6 protein-coding genes are annotated in these 5,326 nt (G+C 35.6%); all 6 read left to right on the forward strand.

The window, feature by feature from the left end; all coding sequences use genetic code 11:
* Positions 1-37: 37 nt before the first annotated feature.
* The 6 genes from ric (at position 38) to FPG59_RS13550 (ending at position 4,998) form a co-directional block, all read left to right on the forward strand.
* Positions 38-769, forward strand: a complete 732-nt coding sequence (ric, locus tag FPG59_RS13530) for an iron-sulfur cluster repair di-iron protein (protein WP_086455116.1) — start codon at positions 38-40, stop codon at positions 767-769.
* Between the two features lie 37 nt (positions 770-806).
* Entirely contained in the window at positions 807-2,918 is a 2,112-nt protein-coding gene (locus tag FPG59_RS13535) for a ribonucleoside triphosphate reductase (RefSeq protein WP_086455117.1), read from the forward strand.
* 162 nt (positions 2,919-3,080) lie between these two features.
* On the forward strand, positions 3,081-3,242 hold the full coding sequence (gene nrdD / locus FPG59_RS16455) for an anaerobic ribonucleoside-triphosphate reductase (protein ID WP_073203594.1): 162 nt from the start codon (positions 3,081-3,083) through the stop codon (positions 3,240-3,242).
* The gene (locus FPG59_RS13540) at positions 3,226-3,915 is read left to right on the forward strand and encodes an anaerobic ribonucleoside-triphosphate reductase activating protein (protein ID WP_086455118.1); all 690 of its coding nucleotides are present in this window, start codon (positions 3,226-3,228) and stop codon (positions 3,913-3,915) included. Before nrdD ends, FPG59_RS13540 begins: the two co-directional genes overlap by 17 nt.
* 119 nt (positions 3,916-4,034) lie before the next feature.
* Positions 4,035-4,499, forward strand: coding sequence for a hemerythrin domain-containing protein (locus FPG59_RS13545; RefSeq protein WP_086455119.1), 465 nt, complete (start codon positions 4,035-4,037; stop codon positions 4,497-4,499).
* Positions 4,500-4,563: 64 nt separating this feature from the next.
* On the forward strand, positions 4,564-4,998 hold the full coding sequence (locus tag FPG59_RS13550) for an Rrf2 family transcriptional regulator (RefSeq protein WP_086455120.1): 435 nt from the start codon (positions 4,564-4,566) through the stop codon (positions 4,996-4,998).
* The last annotated feature ends 328 nt before the right edge of the window (positions 4,999-5,326 follow it).

Below are 5,326 nucleotides of genomic sequence, written 5' to 3' on the forward strand. Positions count from 1 at the left end.
TTTTTGTCTAAATAAATTTTAATAGAAAACAGATCATATGGAAACTTTAGAGAAAATAACAATCGGAGAATACGTTGCAAAAGATTTTAGAACCGCGGCAATATTTTCAAAATACGGAATCGATTTTTGCTGCAAAGGCAATCGAACAATCGAGGAAGCTTGTGAAAAAAAGAATGTTGATACGGATCAATTAATGGACCAGATCAACACGGTTTTGGCAACCAAAAATGACAGTACTATAGATTTCAAAATTTGGCCTTTGGATTTATTGGCCGATTATATTGAGAAAACGCATCATCGTTATGTGGAAGAAAAAACGCAAATTTTGCTTCCTTTTTTAGACAAACTGTGCAAAGTACATGGTGCAAATCATCCTGAATTATTCGAAATCAATGAACTCTTTATTGGTTGTGCAGGCGAATTAGCGCAACACATGAAAAAAGAAGAACTGATTTTGTTTCCTTTTATCAAAAAAATGGCAAAAGCAGCGCTTACCGAGGAACCAATTGTGAAACCACAATTTGGAACTGTAAAAAACCCAATTGCCATGATGATGGAAGAGCATGAAGCCGAAGGAGATCGTTTTGTAAAAATAGCAGCACTAACCAATAATTATACGCCACCGGCCGATGGTTGCAGTACGTTCCGTGTGACTTATGCCATGCTAGCTGATTTTGAGCAGGATTTACACAAACACATTCATTTGGAAAACAACATTTTGTTTCCAAGTGCGATGCTTTTAGAAAAAAAATTCTCCGAACAAGAATAAAACACTTCAATAACCTAAACTTAAATCATCCAATGCTATGGAAAAATATGTTATCAAAAGAAACGGCGAATACAAACCTTTTGAAAGTTTTAAAATAAAAGACGCTATTGAAAAAAGCTTTCAGAGTGTTTCCATAGCATTTGATGAAATTCTTTTCGAAAAAATTATTCAGGATTTACAATCTAAAGAAACCTGGGCCGTTGAGGAAATTCAGGATTTAATCGAAAAAAAACTTTTTGAAAAACAGTATTTCGAAGTCATGCGTTCCTTTATGTTATTCAGACATACGCGCAAATTGCAACGCGAACATGTGAATGGCTTAAACGAGGACACTACTTACGTTGATAGCACGCAAACCATCGAAGAATATATAGAACAAACGGATTGGCGCATCAATGCCAATGCCAATACCTCTTATTCTAATGCGGGATTGGTCAACAATGTTGCCGGAAAAATTATTGCTAATTATTGGCTCGACAAAGTATATACTAAAGAAGAAGGGTATGCGCATCGCAATGGCGACATACACATTCACGATTTAGATTGTTTGACCGGATATTGCGCCGGTTGGAGTCTGCGGGTGTTACTTAACGATGGTTTTAATGGCGTTCGCGGACGCGTGGAAAGCAAAGCGCCTTCGCATTTCAGAGAAGCTTTGGGACAAATGGCGAATTTTCTTGGGATTTTGCAAAGCGAATGGGCCGGAGCGCAAGCCTTCAGTTCGTTTGACACGTATTTGGCTCCCTATGTTTTCAAAGATGATTTGTCTTTTGAGGATGTCCTGAAAGCCGTTCGCAGTTTTGTTTATAATTTGAATGTTCCAGCGCGTTGGGGACAATCGCCTTTCACAAATATCACTCTGGACTGGATCGTTCCCGATGATTTGAAAACCCAAATTCCGACGAAGAATGACTATCATTTTTTCGAAAATAACTTTGATTATGATCTCTTATTGCGAGCCAGAGAAAGAGGCGTTACAAAAGTAACCGAATTGCGTTACGAGCATTTTCAAAAGGAAATGAACCTCATCAACAAAGCGTATTACACGGTAATGACCGAAGGCGATGCCAACGGACAGCCGTTCACCTTCCCTATTCCAACCGTAAATATTACCGAAGAATTTGATTGGGACGGAGAAAATACCGATTTGCTTTTTGAAAATACAGCCAAAATCGGTTCTTCTTATTTCCAGAATTTCATTGGAAGCCAATATGTTTTGGATGAAAATGGCAATAAAATAGAAAATGAAAACGCGTATAAACCCAATGCCGTTCGCAGTATGTGTTGTCGTTTGCAACTCGATTTAAGAGAACTGTTAAAACGTGGAAACGGACTTTTTGGAAGTGCAGAAATGACAGGAAGCATTGGCGTAGTAACCATTAATATGGCACGTTTGGGTTATTTATTCAAAGGAAATAAAGAAGAATTATTCAAACAATTAGATCGGTTATTATATATTTCTAAATCTACTTTAGAGAAAAAAAGAGTGTTTATCCAAGAAATGTACGACCGAGGTTTGTATCCGTACACCAAACGCTATCTGCAGCATTTCAGGAATCACTTTTCGACCATTGGTGTAAACGGAATGAACGAAATGATTGCGAATTTTACCGGAAATCAAGATGCCATAACTTCATCGTCAGGAATCGAATTTGCATCAGAAATCTTGGAGCATATTCGAAACCGAATGAAAGAATTCCAAGAAGAAACAGGAAATTTATACAATCTGGAAGCCACACCGGCCGAAGGAACCACCTACCGTTTTGCCAAAGAAGACAAAAAACGTTTCCCGAACATTTTACAAGCCGGACAGGGCGAAAATATGTATTACACGAACAGTTCCCAGATTCCGGTGGATCATACCGAAGACCCTTTTGAAGCGTTGTTTTTACAAGACGAATTACAATGTAAATATACCGGCGGAACGGTTTTACACTTGTATATGAGTGAAAAAATCAGTTCGCCAGAAGCCTGCAAACAGTTTGTAAAGAAAGTAATCTCCAATTTCAAATTGCCATACATCACCGTTACGCCAGTGTTTAGCGTGTGTCCGGTTCATGGTTATTTGAATGGCGAGCACGAATATTGCCCAAAATGCGATGAAATTCTAATTGAAGAAAAAAGTTCAATATTTAAAGTTGAGCTATAAAACTTTAAAACCATTAAGAAATTAAGTTCCATTAAGCCAAATCACACTTAATTTTCTTAATTTCTTAATGGTTCAAAAAAATCTCAATTTTAAAATTTTGTCTTTATAGAAAAACTAGTGATGTCAAAACTTTAAACCTTAAACTTTAAACCTTTTAAATATATGAAAACAACAAACCCGATTTTAGAACAAAACCAACATTTGAGAACCAAATGTTTAGTGTACACAAGAGTAATGGGTTATCACAGACCTGTAGAAAGTTTCAATATTGGAAAAAAAGGAGAACACAAACAGCGCACTCATTTCAATGAAGGAAAATGTTAATACTCCCATTTACAGCATAACGCCTTTTACTTTATTAGATTATGCGCATAAAGCAGCTTGCATTCTTTGGTTTGCAGGCTGTAATATGCGTTGTTTGTATTGCTACAATCCTGAAATCGTAATGGGAAAAGGAACTATTTCATTCGAAAAAGCGCTTACTTTTCTTCATTCCAGAAAAAACTTGTTGGACGCGGTGGTTTTTAGCGGAGGCGAATGCCTGTTGCATAAGAACAGTATTCAACTCATAACCGAAGTCAAAAAAATGGGCTTTTTGATAAAAATTGACACCAATGGTTCACGACCTGAAGTCTTACAACAATTACTTGAAAATCAATTGATCGATTATATTGCTTTGGATTTTAAGGCTATGCCCGTTCATTTTGAAAAGATAACACAGTCCAATCTTTTTCTGCCTTTTGAAAAATCGTTGCGTTTATTAGTAGAAAGTGGGCTCCCGTTTGAAGTCCGCACCACAGTACATTCGGATTTGATTGATACGAATCACATGAAAGCCATGATACAGTATTTAGAACAACATAACTATCAGGGAAATTACTATATCCAGCATTTTGTAAATGGCGCGACTACGTTAGAAAAATTGGGATATTCTGTTAAGGAATTGGAAAAGGAAAATCTTTCTACCGCGCGTATTAAAGTACATTTTAGAGGTTGATTCTAAAGTAGCATTGCTGACAAAAGCGTATCTTTAAAAATAAATAAAATTTCACATCAAGTAAGCACCGCACTTTGGGTGCTATACATCCGTTAATTCGGATTTTATATTAACATCATATGATATCAAATAAACCATTAAAAAGAGCTCCGGAACTGCAACCATTAAGTCACGATCATCATCATGGCTTGCAACTGTGTTGGAAAATACGAACGGGTTTTTCGAAGCAAATTGAACCCGATCGCATCAAAAAATATACAGATTGGTTTTTTAAAACGCATTTAAAACCTCATTTCGAACTAGAAGAAAAATACGTATTTCCTATTTTAGGTTCAGAAAATGAGCTTGTAAAAAAAGCGTTGGCGGAACATCGTCGTTTGAAACGCTTATTCAAACAAACTACAGATTTAGAAAAGTCTTTAGGACTCATTGAAGAAGAATTAGATGCACACATTCGTTTTGAGGAACGCATTTTATTTGTTGAAATCCAAAAAATAGCCACCCAAGACCAATTGGCTAAAATAAAAGAAATTCATACCGAAGAATCTTTTACAGAGAAGGACGATGATCCTTTTTGGATTTAAAAAAATAGCCAACACAAAGAATAAAGGATAGCACTTATTTCTATAAATTTGTAAAAAAACAATTATGTTTTCTAAAACCTGTGAATACGGAATCCGAGCCACCATTTTTATAGCATCAGAATCCTATCAAAATAATAGAGTTGGGCTTAGAGATATTGCAAAAAAAATAGATTCTCCCGAGGCTTTTACTGCCAAAATTTTACAAATACTATCGAGAGATAATATCATCCATTCTATTAAAGGCGTAGGTGGTGGATTTGAAATCCCAAAAGAAACCATGAGCCAAATAAAACTATCCCAAATAGTAACTGCATTAGATGGAGATCGAGTTTTTACCGGTTGTGGTCTGGGATTAAGTCACTGCTCCGAGGATCATCCTTGTCCAGTTCATGATAAATTCAAGTCCATCAGAAATGAATTGGCTTTCATGCTCGAAAACACCAATTTGGAAGAATTAGCAATGGGAATAAAATCTGGCGATACTTTCTTGCGGTATTAATAATAAGTAATCTTATATTTACAAAAACTGTTTTGTGGGAAGAAGGCATCCAAAAACATTTGATTGGAGCCGATTTATGGATACTATATACAAGTTATGGAGTATAGCTTAGAAAAACAAAGAACGCAAGAAAATATTTTTGTTGAAAAGGATCAAATTATTTCCTTTTTAGTTACAGCTCAAAGTCTGCTAAATAATCTTAAAAAAAACTATTTTGGAAAATCTATCAAAGAAAATCGAACAAATGATTAAACCTTATTTAGAAATCCAAAAGACATATAAACCCATTTTAAAAATTGAGAATAAAATAGGAGAAGTATTATTGGCT

The organism is Flavobacterium sp. FPG59 (assembly GCF_002150205.1).
Taxonomy (GTDB): Bacteria; Bacteroidota; Bacteroidia; order Flavobacteriales; family Flavobacteriaceae; genus Flavobacterium.